The organism is Streptomyces sp. NPDC019443 (genome assembly GCF_044389785.1).
Classification (GTDB): domain Bacteria; phylum Actinomycetota; class Actinomycetes; order Streptomycetales; family Streptomycetaceae; genus Streptomyces.
In genome coordinates this window covers 80841-97617 of record NZ_JBIRYJ010000018.1, presented here as the reverse complement: position 1 = coordinate 97617, position 16777 = coordinate 80841, and the positions used below count along the sequence as shown (strand labels likewise).

13 protein-coding genes, 2 tRNA genes, 1 other RNA gene and 1 pseudogene are annotated in these 16777 nt (G+C 70.8%); 9 read left to right on the top strand and 8 right to left on the bottom strand.

Annotated features, from left to right (window positions below):
- Nucleotides 1–159: 159 nt before the first annotated feature.
- Complete coding sequence (locus tag ACH492_RS34715; RefSeq protein WP_398992579.1) at nucleotides 160–957, top strand: metalloregulator ArsR/SmtB family transcription factor; 798 nt, start codon at nucleotides 160–162, stop codon at nucleotides 955–957.
- Nucleotides 954–1373, top strand: coding sequence for a VOC family protein (locus tag ACH492_RS34710; protein ID WP_398992577.1), 420 nt, complete (start codon nucleotides 954–956; stop codon nucleotides 1371–1373). Before ACH492_RS34715 ends, ACH492_RS34710 begins: the two co-directional genes overlap by 4 nt.
- Nucleotides 1374–2226: 853 nt before the next feature.
- Here ACH492_RS34710 and ACH492_RS34705 read toward each other — a convergent pair.
- Both ACH492_RS34705 and ACH492_RS34700 read right to left on the bottom strand, forming a co-directional pair.
- Nucleotides 2227–2730, bottom strand: a complete 504-nt coding sequence (locus ACH492_RS34705; RefSeq protein WP_398992575.1) for an anthrone oxygenase family protein — start codon at nucleotides 2728–2730, stop codon at nucleotides 2227–2229.
- Nucleotides 2731–2837: 107 nt separating this feature from the next.
- Nucleotides 2838–3521: a maleylpyruvate isomerase family mycothiol-dependent enzyme gene (locus ACH492_RS34700; RefSeq protein ID WP_398992573.1), complete on the bottom strand. Its 684-nt coding sequence runs from the start codon at nucleotides 3519–3521 to the stop codon at nucleotides 2838–2840.
- A 71-nt stretch (nucleotides 3522–3592) separates the two neighbouring features.
- Here ACH492_RS34700 and ACH492_RS34695 point away from each other — a divergent pair, with 71 nt between their 5' ends.
- Complete coding sequence (locus ACH492_RS34695; RefSeq protein WP_398992571.1) at nucleotides 3593–4510, top strand: LysR family transcriptional regulator; 918 nt, start codon at nucleotides 3593–3595, stop codon at nucleotides 4508–4510.
- Between the two features lie 352 nt (nucleotides 4511–4862).
- Here ACH492_RS34695 and ACH492_RS34690 read toward each other — a convergent pair.
- Nucleotides 4863–5313 (bottom strand): annotated as a pseudogene (locus tag ACH492_RS34690) (integrase core domain-containing protein); the annotation flags it as partial.
- A gap of 72 nt (nucleotides 5314–5385) precedes the next feature.
- Nucleotides 5386–5473, bottom strand: a tRNA-Ser gene (locus ACH492_RS34685).
- Between the two features lie 72 nt (nucleotides 5474–5545).
- On the opposite strand from ACH492_RS34685, the gene ffs reads away from it, so the two are divergent.
- The 6 genes from ffs (at nucleotide 5546) to ACH492_RS34655 (ending at nucleotide 13992) form a co-directional block, all read left to right on the top strand.
- An RNA gene (ffs, locus tag ACH492_RS34680) (signal recognition particle sRNA small type) lies at nucleotides 5546–5644 on the top strand.
- Nucleotides 5645–5769: 125 nt separating this feature from the next.
- On the top strand, nucleotides 5770–8046 hold the full coding sequence (locus tag ACH492_RS34675; RefSeq protein WP_398992569.1) for a DNA polymerase III subunit gamma and tau: 2277 nt from the start codon (nucleotides 5770–5772) through the stop codon (nucleotides 8044–8046).
- Nucleotides 8047–8106: 60 nt separating this feature from the next.
- A complete protein-coding gene (purD, locus tag ACH492_RS34670; RefSeq protein ID WP_398992568.1) occupies nucleotides 8107–9357 on the top strand; it encodes a phosphoribosylamine--glycine ligase in 1251 nt (416 codons plus the stop codon).
- A 212-nt stretch (nucleotides 9358–9569) separates the two neighbouring features.
- Nucleotides 9570–11303 (top strand): hypothetical protein, encoded by a 1734-nt coding sequence (locus tag ACH492_RS34665; protein WP_398992566.1) that lies wholly within the window; start codon nucleotides 9570–9572, stop codon nucleotides 11301–11303.
- A gap of 173 nt (nucleotides 11304–11476) precedes the next feature.
- A complete protein-coding gene (locus ACH492_RS34660; RefSeq protein ID WP_398992564.1) occupies nucleotides 11477–12937 on the top strand; it encodes a N,N-dimethylformamidase beta subunit family domain-containing protein in 1461 nt (486 codons plus the stop codon).
- A gap of 155 nt (nucleotides 12938–13092) precedes the next feature.
- Nucleotides 13093–13992 carry a phosphoribosylaminoimidazolesuccinocarboxamide synthase gene (locus ACH492_RS34655; RefSeq protein WP_398992562.1) on the top strand — a complete coding sequence of 300 codons (900 nt, stop codon included), beginning with the start codon at nucleotides 13093–13095 and terminating at the stop codon, nucleotides 13990–13992.
- An 82-nt stretch (nucleotides 13993–14074) separates the two neighbouring features.
- Here the strand turns inward: ACH492_RS34655 and ACH492_RS34650 are convergent.
- From ACH492_RS34650 to ACH492_RS34635, 4 genes are all read right to left on the bottom strand, one after another.
- Nucleotides 14075–14147: transfer RNA gene (locus ACH492_RS34650), tRNA-Gly, on the bottom strand.
- Between the two features lie 21 nt (nucleotides 14148–14168).
- A complete protein-coding gene (locus tag ACH492_RS34645; protein WP_398992560.1) occupies nucleotides 14169–14777 on the bottom strand; it encodes a response regulator in 609 nt (202 codons plus the stop codon).
- On the bottom strand, nucleotides 14774–15991 hold the full coding sequence (locus ACH492_RS34640) for a sensor histidine kinase (RefSeq protein WP_398992626.1): 1218 nt from the start codon (nucleotides 15989–15991) through the stop codon (nucleotides 14774–14776). Before ACH492_RS34640 ends, ACH492_RS34645 begins: the two co-directional genes overlap by 4 nt.
- Before the next feature lie 20 nt (nucleotides 15992–16011).
- Nucleotides 16012–16776, bottom strand: a complete 765-nt coding sequence (locus ACH492_RS34635; RefSeq protein ID WP_398992558.1) for an ABC transporter permease — start codon at nucleotides 16774–16776, stop codon at nucleotides 16012–16014.
- Nucleotide 16777: the final 1 nt, after the last annotated feature.

The following is a 16777-nucleotide window of genomic DNA, read 5'->3' as shown; positions in this document are numbered from 1 at the left end:
TAGGACGGCCGAGGCGTGGCCTCATCGGGTGGAGCTGCTTTCACCGTGACTCCCCGTTCGATCTGGTGCGGTTGTGGTGCGCGCTTCGGATCGCCGCGCACGCCAGCATCTGATCAATTGACATTGATACATCAATCTGGCTTGATGTATCCTCGACATATGGGATCCCGCCCCTGGGACGCGACCGTCGCGCCGCCCGAGTTCGTCCGGCTGGCCGCGCATCCGCTGCGCTGGCGGCTGCTGGCGGAACTCGCCGACGGTGACTATCGGGTCCGTGAACTGGTGGAACGTGTCGGGGAGCCGCAGAACCTGGTCTCGTATCACCTGCGGCTGCTGCGCGACGGCGGTCTGGTCACGGCCAGGCGCAGCAGCTTCGATGGCCGGGACAGCTACTACCGCCTGGACTTGGAGCATTGCGCTGAGGCGCTGGCCGCCAGCGGTGCCGCCCTGCACCCGGCGTTGTGCCAGGACCCCTCACCGCCGCGTCGTCCGATCACCCGGCCGCGAGCCCGCCGTGTTGCGGTGCTCTTCGTCTGCACCGGCAACAGCGCCCGCTCGCCGATCGCTGAAGCCCTGCTGCGCCACCACACCGCCGGCCGCGTAACTGCGGCCAGTGCCGGCACCAGCCCCAAGCCGCAGGTGCACCCGCATGCCGTCCGGGTGCTGCGCGAGTCGTTCGGCATCGACCTCTCCGGTCGGCGTACCCAGCACGTGGACGACCTGGCCGGCCGCCGCTTCGACCACGTGATCACCTTGTGCGACAAGGCTCGCGAGGTCTGCCCGGAGTTCGGCCCGCGGCGGGTTCACTGGAGCATGGCCGACCCGGGCCTGGCCGGTGACACCGGCCAGGCCCGCTACGCGGCCTTTCAGCAAGCGGCGGCAGACATAGACACCCGTATCAGGCACCTGATGCCGGTCCTGAACACCCCCGAGACCGTTGCGAGGTTCGAGCCATGACCACTCACGACGAATACGTCAGCGTCCGCTACCTCGTCGATGACGTGCAGGCCGCCACCGACTTCTACACCACCCACCTCGGGTTCACGCTGCACTCCAGCGCCGCCCCTGCCTTCGCCGATGTGGTCCGTGGCCGGCTGCGGCTGCTGCTGTCGGGCCCTGCAAGCTCGGGCGCCCGGGCCACCCCGAAGGAGGCTGCCGTCGCGGGCGGCAATCGCATCCACCTCACCTACGACGACCTCGATGCCGAGATCGCTCGGCTGCGCAGCGCCGGTCTCTCCTTCCTCAGTGAGGTCGTCGCCGGTCCCGGAGGACGCCAGATCCTGCTGGCCGACCCGGCAGGCAACCTCATCGAACTGTTCCAACCCGCCCGCCGGCCCACCACGCCGACCAGCCCTGACGAGGCTCGACGCTGACCGCCTCCTACACCCGTAGCACCGCGGCGGGTTGCGGGCCTGCGGCCCTCGCGGTGCGCGGTGCCGCGTCGCGGGGGCCCATCAGTTCACGTGGTGGTACGACGGCGACCCCCAGGTGGTCGCTGCCTGGCTGCCCACCTAGCGCGCCCGCATCGCCACCTTCGCCACACAGCACCCGCGCTGCAAGACCGCGGTGGACGCGCTGATCGCGATCGACCGCTCCAAGCCGGTGGCCATAACCCATGGCTGTACCCGTACGGCAGGAACGAGTTCCTCCGACTGGCCCCATGAGGAAGACCGGTTCAGGAGATCGGATTACTCAATGACCAAGTTAAGCGCCGCCGCGTGTGCCCTGGAGCCCCAGTTTGGAAGATCGCGTAACCGCCCGGCTGAGCTGCGGGGACTCTGACCTGGGGCAGAACGGCTGCATCGCTCCGGTTCCCCATGGTTCCCCGCTCGGGCCCGACTGATCGGGCACGCACGGGGCACGACGGTTCAACGCTTCTGCGCTCTGTAGTGCTTGAGAAGTTCGATCAGACCGTCTCAACGCCCGGTCGGTCCGCCGCTATTGCGGCTACCTCAGACCGCTCGGGGCTGCTGCTGTTCGCTGCCGTTGATGTCAGCCATGGATGTCACCATCCCGTGATTGCGTCTCTTGCGGCACCCACGCGCCTTGGCCTTTCGCTCGACGGACTCGCGTTGATGGGGATCTGTGAAGCCGGCCAGACCTGCTCGTCGCCACACTCCTTCCGGGGTTCAAGAGACTGAGGAGCCCGAGCGAGCGCGGAGCAGGTATGGAGAGGGCAGAGCCTCTGCAACAGGCGACCTGCACTGATCCGGCCCCTTACCGTGTTCAGGCTGGGGTGGTTGGCAATTGCTTGTGCGGAGCAGTGTGGTCAGCCGGTGGTTGCCTCAGGGAGAGGATGATCAGCAGAGCGAAAGCGGTGAGGGCGGTGAGCGTGCGCAGGTTGTTGAACTGCTCCCAGCGCCGCAGGATCTCCGCATGATCGACCGGGGCGGAGGTGAGCGCCCATTCCTTGATTCGGCCGTTGATCGGCACATTACCGAGCCGGGTTATCAGGAAGGACGTGAGAGTCAGCAGACCTGCCGTACCTGCGATCAGCCGGGCGCGGCCGCGTGTCAGGGTGGCGAGAGTCAGGGAGCTCAGCGTCGACGCGGCCATTGCCGCCTGCATGGTGATGCCGTTCATCTTCATCAGTTCGGCGTGGAATGACAGCCGCATGTCGAGCGGTACGGCATTGAAGGTGGGGACGAGGTTGGCCGCGCCGTAACCGAATGCGCCGGCGAGGAGGCCGGTGGCAAGCAGGGCGAGTCCTTGGAGGAGTCGGATGCGCATGTTCGTTGGCTCCAGTTCATGGGGGCTTATGAGGCTTCGTCCGGTCGACGTCCTGAGCGGTGGCGGTGGTGCTGGAGGACCAGAGCCAGGCCTGTGGCGCATCACGGTCACCGGCAGTCGTCAGGTTTCCGCGGGGGCGCCGCCTGCACAGCAACGAAGCGATCTCTCAGTTCGCCGTGGAGGCGCCCCGGGGGGAGCTTCCGGCCGTATGCGAGCAGGAGGAGATCCTGTGCGGCGCCGGACAGGGGCGTTCCGGTCCCGAAGGACCAGCCGAGGTCGGTGGCACGGAGTTCGATGCCGCGCAGGTCGGCTCCGAAGAACTTGAGGGTCCTGGCGTTGATGCTCTCCAAGAGGATGCGCAAGCGGTCTTCGGGAACCCGGCGGTCGAGGTTCAGCGCGACCGTGATGTCCAGCCCGTGGATGACGTCGTGGCCCAAGGCAGCCTCGATTCCGCCGACCGGCGGCCTCCAGGGGTGGCTGGCGTTGTCACGAAGCAATGCGGCGAGTTCACGCGTGGAATAGGTGGCTGCGTCCTTGTGGGCGCACCGATCGGTCATCCGATGGAGGTTGCCCCGCGCTCTGACGAGTTCCCGCGCCATTTTGGGGAGCGAGTACCGGAACCCCATCGTCATGTGGGCCGCGACTTCCCGTACCCGCCAGCCCGCGCACAGGGTCGGCGCGTCCCATTCCTCGGCCGACAGGCCGTCCAGCAGGGCGGCCAGCTCCTGGCGTTCAGCCGCGATCGCGGCTCTGATGTCCGTCGCCGGCCTGCGGTGCGTCTTGTTCCCCATGGCCTCAAGGGTCTCGGCAGCCCTGCCATAAGTCCAAGACTCTGTATTTCTTGCAGCTAGAATGATCAGTTATGGACATTCGGCGGCTGCGGTACTTCGTCACTGTGGTGGAGGAAGCCAACTTCACCCGTGCGGCCGCCCGCTTGCACCTGGCGCAGCCCGGGGTGAGCGCCCAGGTCCGGCAGCTCGAAAGGGAACTCGGACAGCCGCTGTTGGACCGCTCCGGCGGATCGGTGACCCTGACGGAGGTGGGCGAGGCAGTACTGCCGTACGCGCGGGCTGCGCTCGCCGCGGTCGAATCGGTACGTCAGACCGTGGAGGAGTTCACCGGGCTGCTCCGTGGCCATGTCAACATCGGCTTCGTCTCGGGCGCCGTCGCCCACGAATTCGACTTGGCTTCCCTTCTGGCGAGCTTCCACGATGACCACCCCCAGGTGGAAATCGGCCTGACCGAGGACACATCGGAGCGGATGCTCGCCGCACTGAATCGCGGGGAGCTCGACATCGCCCTAATCGGACTCACGGCTGAAGAACCCCCACCGGGCATCTCGCTCCAGGTCGTGATCGACGAACCCCTTGTCGTCGCCGTCGCCCCGGGCGACCCTGTGCTCACGCACGTCGGTCGCACGAGCATTCCGTTGGCCGAGCTCCGTGACCGCCCGCTGATCAGCCTGCCACGTGGCACAGGTCTGCGCGCGGTACTCGACCGTGCTTGTGCACAGGCCGGGTTCCAGCCCCGCATTGCTTTCGAGGCAGCTGCACCGCAGTTCCTCGCACAGCTCGCCGTCCGCGGTCTCGGCGTGGCGGTCGTTCCGCCCCTGCCGACCGACGTGGCGTCAGCCCTCGGGCTGCGGACCCTGGAGATCACGGGGCCGCAGCTGCGGGGCCGCATCGCTCTGGCCTGGCGGACGGACGGTCCCTCCAGCCCCGCAGCCACAGCCTTCTTGGACCTGCTTCGTGTAGCCCTCACCGTGCCAGGAAGCGACTGACCATTTGAGCCGAACGGCGGGCAACAACAGGCGCGTTCTCCGCTCGGCCAGTACGTGGCGGCCACCTCGGCGGACCTGGCGAGGCCAACTGGTCAGCACCAGCGGCCAGGCGTCAAGCTCCGAGCCGCCCAGCGCGGTGGTGTTCGTGGGACAGCGCCCCGGGCGGCCCGCTCTGGGAAGTGGCCGACTCTTGGGCTGCCCCCTCCACACTGGATCTGCCCGAAGCCCAGGCGCTGTTCTGATGGGGAGACCCACTGAGCAGGTCTGGGGGCCACCCCGAGTACAGGGGGGCCGTTTTCAGGGAGCGCCATCAGCGTCTGCGCGTGCCGATAGCGTGCAGCCATTCCGGGGACTAGGTGTATTGACCTGGAGCGTTGTTCACGCGGGTGATCGGTGGCTGGCCTGCGAGTGCGGTGTGGCTGCGGTGGTGGTTGTAGGTGTGCAGGAAGTCTGCCAGGGCTTCGGTGCGTTCGGCGTGTGGTGTAGGGCCGGACGTAGGCCCATTCGTCGAGCAGGGTGCGGTTGAAGCGTTCGACCTTGCCGTTCGTTTGTGGCCGGTAGGGGCTGGTGAGTTTGCCGGTCGCGCCGAGGTCGGCAAGGGCTTGTTGCCAGGCGAAGCTCTTGCGGTAGGGCCAGGCGTTGTCGGTCAGGACCCGCTCGACGCGGTCGATGCCCGCGGTGGAGAAGAAGTGTGCGGCCCTGCGGAGGAAGGCCGCGCAGGTGGCGGCCTTCTCGTCCGCGTGGATCTGGCTGTAGGCGAGGCGGCTGTGGTCGTCGACGGCGGAGTGGATGGAGTCGAAGCCGGTGGTCCGGACAACGACGAAGGGCCCCACCGCGAACGGTGGGGCCCTTCGACATCGTGCCCGGTGAGGCACTGGCGGAGGATACGAGATTCGAACTCGTGAGGGGTTGCCCCCAACACGCTTTCCAAGCGTGCGCCCTAGGCCACTAGGCGAATCCTCCGCGGCAAACAATACAAGACGCTGAGGAGTGCTAGCGAACTCGTTCCCACCCCCTGCCATCAGGTACCCTGTGCGGAGCCCCTCACGTGGCGCTATCTGACTGAACTCCCCCAGGGCCGGAAGGCAGCAAGGGTAGGTCGGCTCTGGCGGGTGCGTGAGGGGCGCTTGCGTTTGCGGACGGCGGCGCTGCCGGCGGACGCTGCAGGGCCCGGTCGGACACCGGCCCGGCCCCGCTCGGCAGGGGCAGACATCGGCGGGCGGCGTCGCTTGTCAGTAGGCCCCGATAACCTCGTAGGCGTGTCGTCCCTTGCGCTGTACCGCCGCTATCGCCCCGAGTCGTTCGCCGAGGTCATCGGGCAGGAGCATGTCACTGACCCGCTGCAGCAGGCCCTGCGGAACAACCGGGTCAATCACGCGTACCTGTTCAGCGGGCCGCGCGGATGCGGAAAGACGACCAGCGCGCGCATCCTCGCCCGCTGTCTGAACTGCGAGCAGGGGCCCACGCCGACGCCGTGCGGCGAGTGCCAGTCCTGCCGCGACCTCGCCAGGAACGGGCCGGGGTCGATCGACGTCATCGAGATCGACGCTGCTTCGCACGGTGGCGTGGACGATGCGCGTGATCTTCGGGAGAAGGCCTTCTTCGGGCCGGCGAGCAGCCGGTACAAGATCTACATCATCGACGAGGCGCACATGGTCACCCCGCAGGGCTTCAACGCTCTGCTGAAGGTGGTCGAGGAGCCGCCGGAGCACCTCAAGTTCATCTTCGCGACGACCGAGCCGGAGAAGGTCATCGGCACGATCCGGTCGCGTACGCACCACTATCCGTTCCGGCTGGTGCCCCCCGGGACGCTGCGTGAGTACCTGGGCGAGGTGTGCGGCAAGGAGAACATCCCGGTCGCGGACGGCGTGCTGCCGCTCGTCGTACGGGCGGGCGCGGGGTCCGTGCGTGACTCCATGTCCGTCATGGACCAGCTGCTGGCCGGCGCGACCGAGGAAGGTGTGACGTACGCCATGGCCACCGCCCTCCTCGGGTACACGGACGGCTCGTTGCTCGACTCGGTCGTGGACGCCTTCGCGGCGGGCGACGGGGCCGCGGCCTTCGAGGTCGTGGACCGGGTGATCGAGGGCGGCAACGACCCGCGGCGCTTCGTCGCCGACCTGCTGGAGCGGCTGCGGGACCTGGTGATCCTGGCCGCCGTGCCGGACGCGGCGGACAAGGGACTCATCGACGCCCCGGCCGACGTGGTCGAGCGGATGCAGGCGCAGGCGTCCGTCCTCGGGGCCGCGGAGCTGAGCCGGGCCGCGGACCTGGTCAATACCGGGCTGACGGAAATGCGTGGCGCCACCTCGCCGAGGCTGCAGCTGGAGCTGATCTGCGCGCGGGTACTGCTGCCCGCCGCCTTCGACGACGAGAGGTCGGTACAGGCGAGGCTGGACCGGCTGGAGCGAGGGGCGACGTTCTCGACCGGGGGTCCGGGGCCAGCGATGGGGTACGTCCCCGGGCCCGAGGCCCAGGCCCACGCGCCCGTGCCGCACGCACCGTCCGTACCAACCGCACCGCCCGCACCGTCCGCGCCGCAGGGCGGCGGGCCGGCCGTCGCACGTTCGGCTGCCCAGGCACCCGCGCCCGCCTCCACGCCTACGCCCGCGCCGGCGCAGGCCCCCGCACCCGAGCCCGTCGCTCCCCCAGCAGAGCAGCCGCCCGCCGGACAGCGCCCCGGAGCATGGCCCGCCGCGGCCGCAACGGGTTCCGAGGCCGGGCGGCGTCCCGGCGGCTGGCCCACGGCGTCGAGCCCTGGTCAGGGCGGCGGCCGCCCCTCCGCGGCCCAGCCCGCTCCTCCCGCCCCGACCGCCTCAGCCCCAGCACCGGCACCCGCCCCCACCCCCGCCGCGCCCAGTGCGGGCCCGGCCCAGGGCACCGTACAGGTGCGGAACATGTGGCCGGACATCCTGGAGGCCGTGAAGAACCGCCGCCGCTTCACCTGGATCCTGCTCAGTCAGAACGCGCAGGTTGCAGGCTTCGACGGAACCACCCTCCAGCTCGGCTTCATCAATGCCGGCGCCCGCGACAACTTCACGAGCAGCGGCAGCGAGGAAGTGCTGAAGCAGGCACTCGCCGAGCAGTTCAACGTGCAGTGGAAGGTCGAGGCGATCATCGATCCCTCGGGCGGCGTGGGCGGCCCCGGCGGCGGCACGCAGCCCCCGTCCGGCGGCGGTGGCTACGGCGGTGGTGGCGGAGGCGGCTACGGCGGAGGCCGGCCCTCGTCGGCCCCGGCCCCGCAGGCCCCAGCACCAGCGCCCCGCCCCGCCCCGGCAGCCCCCCAGGCACCTCAAAGCTCACAGTCCTCCCCGGCGTCCTCGTCCGCTCCGGCCCCACAGGCCTCCGTCCCCGAGCCCTCGCGCGCCGACCCCGCGCGCACCCCGCACACTCCCCACACCCCGCCCCCGGTCGCCCCCGAGGACGACGTGCCGGAAGAGGACGACCCCGACCTCGTCGACTCCGCACTCTCCGGCCACGACCTGATCGTGCGCGAGCTCGGCGCCACGGTCGTGGAGGAATATACGAACGAGTAGGGGAGGCCGCCTCGGAGGCCCGTACAGGTCAGCCACTCCCGGGCGGTTAGGCTGGCTGCCGTGAAGGTCCTCGTCATCGGCGGCGGCGCCCGCGAACACGCCCTGTGCCGCTCTCTCTCCCTCGACCCCGACGTCACCGCTCTGCACTGCGCGCCCGGAAACGCCGGCATCGGCGAGGTCGCCCAGCTGCACCCGGTCGACGCGCTGGACGGCGCGGCCGTGGCGCGGCTCGCCACCGAGCTGGCGGCCGAACTCGTCGTCGTCGGCCCCGAGGCGCCGCTCGTCGCCGGGGTCGCCGACGCCGTACGGGCCGCGGGCATCCCCTGCTTCGGCCCCTCCCGCGAGGCTGCCGAGCTGGAAGGCTCCAAGGCCTTCGCCAAGGAAGTGATGGCGGCGGCCGAAGTGCCCACCGCCCGCAGCTATGTCTGTACGACGCCCGAGGAGATCGACGAGGCCCTCGACGCCTTCGGCGCTCCGTACGTCGTCAAGGACGACGGCCTCGCCGCCGGCAAGGGCGTCGTCGTCACCGACGACCTCGCCGCCGCCCGCGAGCACGCGCTGGCCTGCGAACGCGTGGTCATCGAGGAGTTCCTCGACGGCCCCGAGGTCTCCCTCTTCGCCATCACCGACGGCCAGACCGTCCTCCCCCTTACGCCCGCCCAGGACTTCAAGCGCGCACTCGACGGCGACGCGGGCCCCAACACCGGCGGCATGGGCGCGTACTCCCCCCTCCCGTGGGCCGACCCCAAGATGGTCGACGAGGTCATGGCGACCGTCCTCCAGCCCACCGTCGACGAACTGCACCGCCGCGGCACGCCCTTCTCCGGGCTGCTGTACGCGGGCCTCGCGATCACAAGTCGCGGCGTACGGGTCATCGAGTTCAACGCCCGTTTCGGCGACCCGGAGACCCAGGTGGTCCTGGCCCGTCTGCAGACCCCGCTCGCGGGCCTGCTGCTCCACGCCGCCCAGGGCACCCTCGACCTCGAGCCGCCGCTGCGGTGGCGTGATGACGCCGCCGTGACCGTGGTCATCGCCTCGCACAACTACCCGGACACCCCGCGCACCGGCGACCCGATCGAGGGCCTGGACGAGGTCGCGGCCAAGGATGCGCCCCATGCGTACGTCCTGCATGCCGGGACAAGGCGGGACGGCGACGCGATTTTGAGCACCGGCGGGCGGGTACTCTCGGTCACCGCGACCGGAAGAGACCTGACGCAGGCGCGTGAGCGCGCGTACAAGGCCGTGGCCCGGATCCGGCTGGACGGTTCCCAGCACCGTACGGACATCGCGCGCAAGGCCGCCGGGGAGTGAACCCCTAGCGCCTGAGAACCGTCATCACCTTTGACCAAAGCCATTCCATCGAGTGACGGCTGAGCCATCCGGATGACGCCCGTCGGAGCCCCAACTAGGGTGCGGCGCAGGCGTTCCGGCACTTGGCCCACCGGCATTGCGATGTCAGTGACGGGTGCCACAGTGGGGGAGTGAGCAACACCGTCGCAGGGCAGAGGGGGTGAGGTCCGGCCGTGTCCGGTACCGGTATCGGTGAGTCGATGGGCGCGCAGGCAGCGCGCTCCCGAGCTCTCGCCGTGCTGCGCATCCGCAGTAGGGCAGTGGCCGTGGCGCTGCTGCCCGCGGCCGTGGCCGTCGTGCTCCTCGTCGGCGGTGCCACGGGGCGTATGGAGGGCCGGAGTTGGGACGCCGCGCGCTTGGCCGTGACGGTCTTCGCGGTGGTCGTGCTGCTGCTCGCCGCGGCGGTCGCGGCCGTGATCGTACGAGCGAGCCCGGCGCTCAGCCCGACCGTCGGGCTCTCGGAGCGGGCGGCCCCCGATCTGTACCGGCTGGTGCGGGATCTGGCCGAGCGCCTCGAGGTGCCCGCGCCGTCGGCGCTGGCGCTCACCCCGGACTGCGACAGCTGGCTCGAGGACCGTTCCCACCCGGCCCATGCGATACGAAGCGGGCGCCGGCGTCGGACCGCCGAGGCGCCCGTGCTGGTGATCGGCTCGCCCTTCCTGTGGTGGATGCGGGTCGCCGAGCTGCGGGCGGTGCTGGCGCCGGTCGTCGCCGGGACCTCTCCCTCCGCGCACCCCGACATAGCCGCGGCCCGCCGTTTCGTACGAGGCCTGGACGCGGCGGTCGCCGTCGCGGCCGACCCCGGTCTGGGGCCGATAGGCAAGGTGGCGCTCGGCTTCGTCGGCCGGATAACCCGACTGCTGCTGCGCAGCTGCCAAGTGCAGGCAGCCGAGATGGAGCGGGGTGTCGCGGCCGCCGCGTCCGAGCGTGCACAGGCTGTGGATTACGGCCTGCGGATCGTCGCCCAGGAGCAGGTCGGCCTCGCCTACGCAGGCTGGGACCGGCTGCTGACCCGGGTCGCGCTGCCCGCCTGGCGCATGGGCCGCTGGCCGTCCCGGCTCGACGCGGGCGTCGTCTCCGCGCTGACCGAACTCTCCCGCCGCGACCGACTGGCCGAGGGCTTCGCCTCCCGGCTGGGCGAGCGGCCCGCCTGTGACCTGCTGGAAGAGCCAGGCGCGGTCGACGAGGCCGCGTCCCTGCTGGCCGCCCGCCTCTTCCACGGCGGCCCGGCCGAGGCGGGCCCCGACTGGTCCCCGGTCGACTGGCAGCAGTACCCGGAAGAGGTTGTCGACCGGAAGTGGCGTACGGAAGCGGCCCGTCTCCACCGGGTGCTCGACGACCTGGGCGTGCCGCCGTCGGCCGGCCCGAACGGCCCGACGCTCGCCCGGGTGATGGACCATCTGTCCGGCCGGGGCACCCAGACCGCCCACAGTGGTGAGGCCGCCAAGACCGCCCACACCGCCGACACAGGCGACACCGGCGGCACCGCCCACACCGCCGAGGCCGGCGACACCCTGGCGGCCGGGATCAGCGCGGAGGTCGCCCGCGAGGAGGCCGTGCGCGAGGAGGAAGCGGCGGCTCCGCCGGTGCCCAAGAGCCCGGCCGACGCCCTGAACGGCTGGGGCGCGGACCCGCTTCCCCTCTTCCCCTTGCAGCCGCCCCGTACCGGCCGCGAGCTGCTCGCCGACCATGTCACCGCGATGGTCTGCTGCGCCGCCGTCGACACGGCGGGCGCGGCCCCCGGCCTCGACTGGCTCGACGGTCCGGCCCTGCTGATCAACGGCGAACGCCGCGCGGATCTGGCCGCCCGGGTCCTGAGCCTGACCGAGGACGGTGACGCGGCGCCGCTCCGCACCTGGCTCTCCGCCCTCGGCGTCCGCCCGGAAAAGCCGGTCCGCCTGGTCTGACCCCGCCACCCCGGGGCGCCTCCAAGGCCACCCCACCCCTGGAACCCTGCGTTCCGTTCACGCCAATTCGCGACGAACGGTGACGGAGTGAGTGCGTTATGTGATGTGCTGGAGACCGGCGCTGAACAGTCGGCGCATCGCAGTTGTCCCAGGGCATCGAGGGAGGGCGCAGCATGGGGGCAGATCAGATCCGGCGATGGGAATCGGGCGCCCTCGCCCACGCCGTCACAGACCCTTTCGGTCAGGGCCCCCTGCCCTGGCTCCGCGGCAGCGAGCACTACTTCGACGACACCGGCCAGGTCGTCCCCTGGTACGTCGATCCCACACTGGCCGGCGGCCGCTCCGGCGGGCCGCGTACCGCCGATGACGTACGCCGTCAGATCAAGGGCTTCACAGCCACCGGCGCCGTCGCCCCCGGCGAGGCGATCGACTTCCACATCACCGTGGACCCGCCCCAGCAGTTCTCGGTCGACATCTACCGCATCGGCCACTACGCGGGCGACGGCGCTGCCAAGATCACTACCAGCCCCCGCCTGTCCGGCATCGTCCAGCCGGCCCCGCTCACCGCCCAGCGCACGGTCTCCTGCCACCACTGGTGGCTCTCCTGGCGGCTGCAGATTCCTTCCTACTGGTCCATCGGCGCCTACGTCGCCGTGCTCACCACCGCCGACGGCTACCGCTCCCACATCCCCTTCACCGTCCGCGACGACCACCCCGCCGACCTCCTCCTGCTCCTCCCGGACATCACCTGGCAGGCGTACAACCTCTACCCGGAGGACGGCCACACCGGCGCCAGCCTCTACCACGCCTGGGACGAGACGGGCCGGCTGCTCGGCGAGGAGGACGCCGCGATGACGGTGTCCTTCGACCGCCCGTACGCCGGCGCGGGCCTGCCTCTCCACGTCGGCCACGCCTACGACTTCATCCGCTGGGCCGAGCGGTACGGCTACGACCTCGCCTACGCCGACACCCGCGACCTCCACGCCGGCCGCGTCGACCCCACCCGCTACCGCGGACTGGTCTTCCCCGGCCACGACGAGTACTGGTCGGCCCCCATGCGCCGCACCGCCGAACTCGCCCGCGACCACGGCACCTCGCTCGTCTTCCTCTCCGCCAACACCATGTACTGGCAGGTCGAGCTCGGCCCGTCCCCCTCCGGCGTCGACGACCGCCTTCTCACCTGCCGCAAGCGCCGCAGCCCGGGAAAGTCCGCCCTGTGGCGCGAGATCGACCGGGCCGAGCAGCAACTGCTCGGCATCCAGTACGCGGGGAGGGTCCCCGAGCCGCACCCTCTTGTCGTACGGAACGCCGACCACTGGCTCTGGGAGGCGACGGGCGCAGCCGAGGGCGACGAACTCCCCGGCCTGGTCGCGGGCGAGGCCGACCGTTACTTCCCGCGCACCGCGCTCCCCGAGCACCGGGGACGGATCCTGTTGGCCCACTCCCCGTACCAGGACAGCGACGGCGCCGTGCGCCACCAGGAGACATCGCTGTACCGCGCACCCTCCGGCGCCCTGGTCTTCGCGTCCGGCACTTTCGCCTGGTCCCCGGCGCTGGACCGGCCCGGTCATGTCGAGACCCGCGTCCAGCGGGCGACGGCCAACCTCCTCGACCGCATCTGCAAACGCGATTAGGACCGACAGGCGCGAACACGACCGACAGGACCCCCTGACGGGGCCCGCCCTCCCCGCATACGGGAGAATCGAGGCGATTGGCCCGCCCGTCTCCCACCACCGCCTTACTTGTGCCCCTTCGGGGCGCCCCTTTTGTTCAACCACGGGGAGGAACCGTGTCCGGATTCGTCGAAAAGCCCGAGCCGCTTCAGGTGCCGGGCCTGGTACATCTGCACACCGGCAAGGTGCGCGACCTGTACCAGAACGAGGCGGGCGACCTCGTGATGGTCGCCAGCGACCGCATCTCCGCCTACGACTGGGTGCTGCCCACCGAGATCCCCGACAAGGGCCGGGTCCTCACCCAGCTGTCGCTGTGGTGGTTCGAGCGCCTCGAGGACCTCGTCCCCAACCATGTGATCTCCACCGAGCTGCCCGCCGGCGCCCCCGCCGACTGGGCCGGCCGCACCCTCGTCTGCAAGTCCCTGCGCATGGTCCCGGTCGAGTGCGTCGCCCGTGGCTACCTCACCGGCTCGGGCCTCGCCGAGTACAACGAGACCCGTACCGTCTGCGGGCTCGCGCTGCCCGAGGGCCTCTCCGACGGCTCCGAGCTCCCCGCCCCGATCTTCACGCCCGCCACCAAGGCGGCCGTCGGAGACCACGACGAGAACGTCAGTTACGAGGAGGTGGTCCGCCAGGCCGGCGCCGAGACCGCCGCCCAGCTGCGCCAGACCACCCTCGCCGTCTACAGCCGGGCCCGCGACATCGCCCGCGACCGCGGCATCATCCTGGCGGACACCAAGTTCGAGTTCGGCTTCGACGGCGACGACCTCGTGATCGCCGATGAGGTGCTGACCCCGGACTCGTCCCGCTTCTGGCCCGCCGCCTCCTGGCAGCCCGGCCGAGCCCAGCCCTCGTACGACAAGCAGTACGTCCGCGACTGGCTGACCTCGCCCGCCTCCGGCTGGGACCGCAGGAGCGAACAGCCGCCGCCGGCCCTCCCGCAGGAGATCGTCGACGCGACCCGCGCCAAGTACATCGACGCGTACGAGCTGCTGACCGGCACGAGCTGGTCGTAGCCACGAAGGCCGGTCGTAGCCACGAAGGCTGGTCGTAGACACGAAGAAGGCCCCGGTCGTGGTGACCGGGGCCTTCAATCTGAGCGGACGACCAGGTTCGAACTGGCGACCTCAACCTTGGCAAGGTTGCGCTCTACCAACTGAGCTACGTCCGCATGCGCCTTGCGCGGAGACCACTATACCCAACCTCGCTCACGTGCGAGACGCACCGCCGCGTGCCGATTCTCGGCCCCCAGCTTGGAGGCGGCCGATGACAGGTAGTTCCGCACGGTCCCCTGGGACAGCGAGGCCCGCTCCGCGATCTCCGCGATCGGTGCCCCGTCCGCCGCCAGTTCCAGCACTTCCGCTTCGCGGGCGGTCAGCGGCGAGTCCCCCGCGGAGATCGCGTCCGCCGCCAACTCCGGGTCCACATAACGGTTTCCGGCGTGCACGGTACGGATGATCTCCGCCAGCCGCTGGGCGCTGACCGTCTTCGGGACAAAGCCCCGCACGCCCGCAGCCAGCGCTCTCTTCAGGTGCCCGGGCCGCCCGTGACTGGTCACGATCATCGTCCGGCATTCCGGCAGCTCGGCCCGCAGGGATGTGGCCACGCTCACACCGTCCGGGGCGGGCATCCGAAGATCGAGGACTGCGACGTCGGGCCGGTGCGCCCGCGCCATGGCAAGGGCCTCGGTGCCCGAGGCCGCCTCGGCGACCACCACGAGATCGTCCTCGAGCGCGAGCAGCGCGGCCAGTGCGCCGCGGATCAGATGCTCGTCATCGGCGAGCAGTACCCGTACGGTCACACCGCCTCCTCCCTGTCCTGTCCGGTCTGCTGTCCCAGCGGAACGCGGGCCGTCAGACGGAACCGCCCGCCCCCCGCCGGTCCCGCCTCCAGCGTGCCGTCCACGGCGGACAGTCGCTCGCGCAGGCCGGCCAGGCCCGAGCCCGGGGTGCCGGCGGCCGCCTCGGCCGCCCCGTCGTTCTCGACGACCAGCACCACCGTGTCGTCCGCGGTGCGCAGCGATATCGTGCAGCGCCGCGCGTCCCCGTGCCGCAGCACGTTCGTCGTGGCCTCCCGGACCACCCAGCCGAGCGCCGACTGGACGCCGACCGGCAGCTCCGCGTCCCCGGACCGGACCGTGCAGGCGATCCCGGCCGCCGCCAAGACGCCCCACGCACCCTCCAGTTCCACGCTCAGGTCCGCCTCCCGGTAGCCGCGCACCACGTCCCGTACCTCTCGCTGCGACTCCTGGGCGATGCGCTGGACCTCGGTCATCTGGTCGACCGCAGGCCGCCCGCGCCGCGCCAGCTGTACCGCGAGCTCGCTCTTCAGCGCGATCACGGCGAGATTCCGGCCCATCACGTCGTGCAGATCGCGGCCGAAGCGCAGCCGTTCCTCGGCGACGGCGAGCCGCGCCTTTACGTCGCGCGCCTCGCGCAGCTCCCACATCACCGCCAGTACCCACATGGACCACCGGGCCGTGAACGCCATCCAGCCGGTCACGAAGCCGGTCGTCACGACGGCGAACAGCGCCTGAGCGGCGGTGCTGCCGGTCAGCGCAACCAGCCCGCCCACCACGGCCAGCACCGCCAGTTGGATCAGGGCCGTGGTCCGGTTGCGTACGAGCAGACAGTGGACGGTCAGGAACGGCGCCAGCCCTGCCGCCAGCATCGTCGGCAGCAGACCTGTCAGATCGACCGTCGCCGCCAGCGCCACCACGGCGGCCGTCGTCGCGGCCGTCACCCCCGCCGCCCGCGAGACCAGGCTCCGGGGCACCTGCCCCTGCCCCAGATAGGCGTCCATCGCGTGCCGGCCGAGCCGTCCGCAGAGCACCCCCTCCGCGACGGCGAGCAGCGAGGCGCTCATGACCAGCATCAGCTGCCCGTCCTCGTGGACCGGCCGGGCCTGCAGCAGCAAGGTCAGCCCGAGGACCCCCGCCCACACGATCAGATAGACCGTGCCGCGGGTATACAGGTCCACCTTCGCCAGTCCGCTGCGGCCGCTCCAGCCCTTCACCCGCACAGAAACTCCCGAAGTCAGCGGCGGGGCTCCCAGCGGAACCACCGCTGCACAGCAAACACCGAGAGCGCGGTCCAGGCCAGAGCCGTCACCACGGCCCCGACCACGTCATGGGCGTCGGCCCCGCCCAGCCATCCGGCCCGTACGAGCGTCATCACCCCGGTCAGGGGCAGCAGTTCGCAGATCGACGCGAGCTTCTCCGGCATCACCTCCAGGGGTACGAAGGGACCGGAGCCCGCCATCGAGATCACGAACATCGGCATGGTGGTGATCTGTGCGCTCTCCACGGTCTGGGTCACCGCGGACGTCACCGCCGCCAGTGCGGTCAGCAGCACTATCCCCAACACCACACCCAGCACGAGCAGTCCGGGCCGCTCCGGCGCCCCCAGGCGCAGGAGCGCGACCCCCGCCACCACCAGCAGGACGCACTGCGCGAGGGCGAGACCGGCCGCGGGCAGTGCCGTCCCGACGAGGATCTCGCGGTCCGGCACCTCGCCTGTACGCAGCCGCTTGAGCACCAGCTCCTCGCGCCGGGCCACATAGGCCGAGACGAGGTTGAGATGGACGACCAGGATCAGCACCATGCCGATCGCTCCGGTCATCGCCGCCTCGGCGGCGCTCATCCCGGCCTGGTCGGGATCGATCTGGTCCAGCGACGACTTCACCCCCACCACCATCGCCCCGGGCATCAGCAGCGCCACGCAGAGAGCGGTCCGGTTGCGCAGGAGAAGAGTCAGTTCGGCCCGCCCGAGAGCGGTCAGCCGTCCGGCCGTCGCAGTCATG